General features: G+C 67.0%; 4 protein-coding genes. 3 read left to right on the top strand and 1 reads right to left on the bottom strand.

Annotated elements, in window-relative coordinates; translation table 11 throughout:
* Nucleotides 1–751: beta-ketoacyl synthase N-terminal-like domain-containing protein (locus ABZ815_RS52555; protein ID WP_357711065.1), on the bottom strand; the 751-nt coding region annotated here is incomplete at its 3' end.
* Between the two features lie 781 nt (nucleotides 752–1,532).
* On the opposite strand from ABZ815_RS52555, the gene ABZ815_RS52550 reads away from it, so the two are divergent.
* From ABZ815_RS52550 to ABZ815_RS52540, 3 genes are all read left to right on the top strand, one after another.
* Nucleotides 1,533–2,432 (top strand): proline iminopeptidase-family hydrolase, encoded by a 900-nt coding sequence (locus ABZ815_RS52550; RefSeq protein ID WP_357711063.1) that lies wholly within the window; start codon nucleotides 1,533–1,535, stop codon nucleotides 2,430–2,432.
* A 116-nt stretch (nucleotides 2,433–2,548) separates the two neighbouring features.
* The gene (locus ABZ815_RS52545) at nucleotides 2,549–3,781 is read left to right on the top strand and encodes a type III PLP-dependent enzyme (RefSeq protein ID WP_357711061.1); all 1,233 of its coding nucleotides are present in this window, start codon (nucleotides 2,549–2,551) and stop codon (nucleotides 3,779–3,781) included.
* Nucleotides 3,782–3,887: 106 nt separating this feature from the next.
* The coding region (locus ABZ815_RS52540; RefSeq protein WP_357711058.1) for a type I polyketide synthase at nucleotides 3,888–4,944 on the top strand (1,057 nt) is incomplete at its 3' end.

The following is a 4,944-nucleotide window of genomic DNA, read 5'->3' as shown; positions in this document are numbered from 1 at the left end:
GCCCCTGCTGCCGACTGAAGTCGACCATCAGCTCGGGCGTGGGCATCACGGTCACGCCGCCCGCGAGCGCCAGCGTGCTCTCCCCGCTGCGCAGCGACTGGCACGCCAGATGGACGGCCACCAGCGAGGACGAGCACGCGGTGTCCACCGTCACCGCCGGCCCCTCCAACCCCAGCACGTACGCCACCCGGCCAGAGATCACAGAGCTCGTGTTACCGGTCTGCACATACCCTTCCGCCCCCTCGGGGAAGGGCCCCATGCCGGCGACGTATCCGGTCTGCGTCCCCCCGATGAAGACCCCCGTGGGCGTACCGCGCAAACTGCCGGGGGCGATCCCGGCCCGTTCCAGAACCTCCCACGAGACCTCAAGCACCAGCCGCTGCTGCGGATCCATCACCAGGGCCTCGCGCGGGCTGATCCCGAAGAACTGCGCGTCGAAGTCGCCGGCTCCTTCGAGGAAACCGCCTTCGCGCACGTAGGTGGTTCCGCTGCTGGTGAAGTCCGGGTCGTAGAGCGCGTCCATGTCCCAGCCCCGGTCCTCGGGAAACGCCGAGATCCCCGAACGCGACTCCACCACCATGTTCCACAGGTCTTCCGGAGATTCCACTCCCCCGGGGTAACGGCAGGCCATGCCCACGATCGCGATCGGCTCGCGGTCCTTCGCCTCGACCTCGCGCAGGCGCCGGCGAGTCCGCTGAAGGTCGGCGCTGGCGCGCTTGAGGTATTCACGGAACTTGTCGTCAGCAGCCATGGAACGTCGACCAGCCCTTCACGTAGGGGGGTGGGACTCGGAAAAGCAAAAAGGCATGGCCTCTCTGGATCGTGGTGCGCCCTGCGGCGCATGTTCGATCGAGGGGCCAAGGGGGTCACCTCACGAAGCGGGTCTCCCTGTCGCCCTGGTTCAGGCCACAAGGATCGACAGGAGACCGAACCGTCGTACATCCGAGCAAGCGGAAACCGTCGCATCAGTGAGTGGGGTGACTGTGACGCTCATTCAGTTCCTTCCGGCTCGCGCGGTGATCAGCACCTCGAGCAACCCGCCGGAGCTTCATCGACTCTGACGAGACAGTAATCAGCCGTATAGAAGTCACCGACCCCTAGCTCACCCTTAACTCCCCCTGCGAGCGTTCGTCCATCGCTCCGCGGAGTTTTCTCAGGTGGTGGAACGCCCTGATGATGCATCGGGGCATCCGGGCGTTCCGGCAGTCATGGAATGAAGCCGGTAAGGCCGAGCCGTTCCCAGAACGCCCACCCTCGGAAACAGGGCGTCACCGGGCTGCCGCGGCAGCGGAATCCCGCAGCCAGGAACAAGCTGTTCGGGGCAATGGATGCGTACCGAAATGAAGACCGATGTGATCGGACGTCATAGGGGAAAGACACGGGCCGCCTAGGGGGTCCGCCTTCGAGCGGCCTTCGCCTAGCGTCGTCAAGGTCGCTCACATGGACTGTGGTCAACCCATCGAATGGTGCCGCGACGAACGGCCTGTGGCGTGCGACGCCGTCTCCGCACCGACCGTGACGAGGTGGTTGGCTTGGCCCTGTCCCCCAGCGCCAGGGGCACCGTGCCGTTCGGCGATCACGTGACCTGGTACCGCGTGACCGGCGCCCTAGGGCAGGGGAAACCGGCTGTCGTGACCCTGCACGGAGGACCCGGCGGCACCCACGACTACCTGCTCCCGTTGGCGGAACTCGCCGGCGCGGGATGGCCGGTGATCCACTACGACCAGCTCGGCAACGGCGGTTCCACCCATGTCGACGACGCGGACCCCGAGTTCTGGACCCCGGAGCTTTTCGACGACGAGTTGGGCAATCTGCTGGACCGCCTCGGAATCGCCGACGACTATGTACTGTTCGGGCATTCCTGGGGCGGGCTGCTGTCTGTGCGGCACGCGTCCCACCACCCACCTGGGCTACGCGGGCTGATCATCGCGAACTCGCCGGCTTCGTATCCGGAATGGCGCAAGGAACTGAAGATCCTGCGCGACCTCCTGCCGGTCGAGGTGAACGACGTCCTGCTCGCCCACGAGGCGGCCGGGACGACCGACTCCCGCGAGTACTACGAAGCGATGATGGTCTTCTACAACCGGCATGTGCTCCGAATACGACCGTGGCCCAACGAGTTCATGGCGACGTTCATGGACACGCTCAGCAACCCGACCGTCTACCACACCATGAACGGGCCGTGCGAGTTCCATGTGACCGGCACGTTGAAGGACTGGAGCACCATAGACCTGCTGGCCGACATCTCCGTGCCCACTCTGGTGCTTTCGGGCCGGCACGACGAGGTCACCCCGGAATCGGTACGGCCATTTCTCGACCTCATTCCCGAGAGCCGCGAAGTGGTCTTCGAGAACTCCAGTCACTCGCCGCACCTGGAGGAGCCGGAGCGTTTCCGGAAGGTCGTGCTCGATTTCCTGGCGACCCTGGCATGAGCTGACGCCATGCCCTCGACCCGACCGCTCCCCTGCGAGTAGCCACGCATGCCAACCCCAGGCCCGTACATGGAGAACTTCAGGGCCGAAGGTCTCCTCAGGCAGAAAGAGAAGCCGTGAACCTGAAGAGCGACGCCGACCTCGTCGAGCGTTACGGCTCACCGCTGTACGTCTACGACCTGGACCGTGCTGTTGCGGCACGTGACGACCTGCTCGCTTCCCTGCCCGAGGGAACGATCGTCTACTTCTCGTTCAAGGCGAACCCCCATCCGGGAATCGCCGAGGCCTTGCGAAGGGGGGCCGATTCCTCGTGCAAGGCTGAGATCAGCTCCGCAGGCGAGCTGGTGGCGGCCTTGACCGCGGGAATCGATCCGCTCGACATCCTCTACACCGGGCCCGGCAAGACGTCGGAGGAGGTGGAGGCGGCCGTCGAGGCAGGTGTCCGCGTCTTCTCCGTCGAGTCGGTCGGCGACCTGCGGCGTGTCGGACGCGCCGCGCTGCACCAGGGCGCGACCGCGTCCTGCCTCCTGCGGGTGAACAGCTCCGGGCCCGGCGCCACCACCAGCATCCGCATGACGGGCACGCCCTCCCAGTTCGGTTTCGACAGCGAGACGCTGCCCGATCTCATGCCCGAGCTCCGGTCCGTCCCCGGCACTCGTCTGTCGGGGATGCACCTGTTCTCGCTCAGCAACGCGAAGGACGAGGACGCTCTCATCGCGGAGCTGACGCACACGATCACCTCGGCCGCCAAGGTGCGCGACTCGACCGGCCTCGTCCCGGAACTGCTGGACCTCGGCGGCGGCTTCGCCTCCCCCTACCTCACGCCCGGCAAACGTCCCCTGTACGGGGGGCTCCGCGCCGCGCTGGAGGAGATCCTCGACTCGCACTTCCCCTCCTGGCGGCAGGGCAGCCCGCGCATCGCCGCCGAATCGGGACGGTATCTCGTCGGTGACTGCGGACGGTTGCTCTGCACCGTCACCAACGTCAAGGAGAGCCGCGGCATCCGGTTCGTCATCCTGGACGCCGGGATCAACGTGCTGGGAGGCATGTCCGGACTCGGACGTCTGCTGCCGGTCTCCGTCGCGCTCGATGGCGACGAGAACGGCCGCGGCTCCGCCGTCGCGAACCTGGTCGGCCCGCTCTGCACCCCGGGCGACATCCTCGGCCGCAACGTCGCCGTCCCCGACCTGCGGCCGGGCGATCTGGTGACCATTCCGAACGCCGGAGCCTACGGCATGACGGCCAGCCTGGTCATGTTCCTGGGGCGTCCGGCGCCAATGGAGATCACCATGCGCCGCGACGAGGTCGTCTCCGCGTCCCGCGTGATCTTCACCCGCATGCAGACCTAGCGCCTCAGCGCCTCCCTGCCTCCGGCAGGACCTCGCCGTCCCCGATGTCGGCTGCTCTATCCGAATGCAGAGGCAGAACCACCGCCGTTCGTAGGGAGAGTCAACGATGAGCCCGTCCGATCACAGTGCGTCCGACGCCAGCGGCACCCCGGCCACCGATGCCAGGCTGGCGACGAGCTTCACGCTCCAACTGGCCGACCTCTCCATGGCGAGACGCCGAGCCGTCCTCATCGAATTGGTGAGCCGTACGACGCTGGACGTGATGAGCGCCATCATGCCCGGAGCGCTGGAGACGATCTCTCCAGAGCAGAGCTTCAAGGACATGGGGCTCGATTCTCTCGGCGCGGTGGACCTGCACGACCGGCTCGTCGCCGAGCTCGGCATCGAGCTGCCGATCGGCATCGCGTTCGACCGTCCCACGCCGTCCGCCCTGGTCGACTACCTCGTCACCGAGGCGCTCGGGCTCGGCGAGACGTCGGCCGTCGAGATCACACCCGCCGTCTTCGGTGACGAACCGATCGCGATCGTGGGCATGGCCTGCCGCTACCCCGGAGGGATCGCCAGCCCTGAGGAGTTGTGGGAGCTGGTCCGCGACGGCCGGGAGACCGTGTCTGAGTTCCCGACCGATCGAGGATGGGATCTCGACCGGCTTTTCGACGACGACCCCGATGCCGGGAACACCACCTATGCGCGCGTGGGCCACTTCCTGCACGACGCCGCGGAGTTCGACGCGGAGTTCTTCGGGATCAGTCCGCGCGAGGCCCTGGCGATGGACCCGCAGCAGCGGCTGGTGCTGGAAACCTGCTGGGAGGCCATCGAGCGGGCGGGCATCGACGCGCACACACTTCGTAAAAGCCTCACCGGGGTCTTCATCGGGGCCGAACCGCAGGACTACGGCCCTCGGCTGCACCAGGCGCCCGCCGACGTCGAGGCACACCTTGTCACCGGTGCGGCGCCGAGCGTGGTCTCCGGGCGGGTGGCTTATGTGCTGGGGTTGGAAGGGCCGGCGGTGACGGTGGACACCGCGTGCTCGTCCTCGCTGGTGGCCGTCCATCTGGCCTGCCAGTCGCTACGGAGCCAGGAGAGCACCCTCGCGCTCGCGGGTGGCGTGACGGTGATGTCCACTCCTGGAACGCACACAGCCTTCAGCCGGCAACGCGTCA

It is taken from the genome of Nonomuraea sp. NPDC047529 (assembly GCF_040642995.1).
GTDB lineage: Bacteria > Actinomycetota > Actinomycetes > Streptosporangiales > Streptosporangiaceae > Nonomuraea.
The sequence above is the reverse complement of the archived record's forward strand: the minus strand, read 5'-3'. Positions and strand labels throughout refer to the sequence as shown.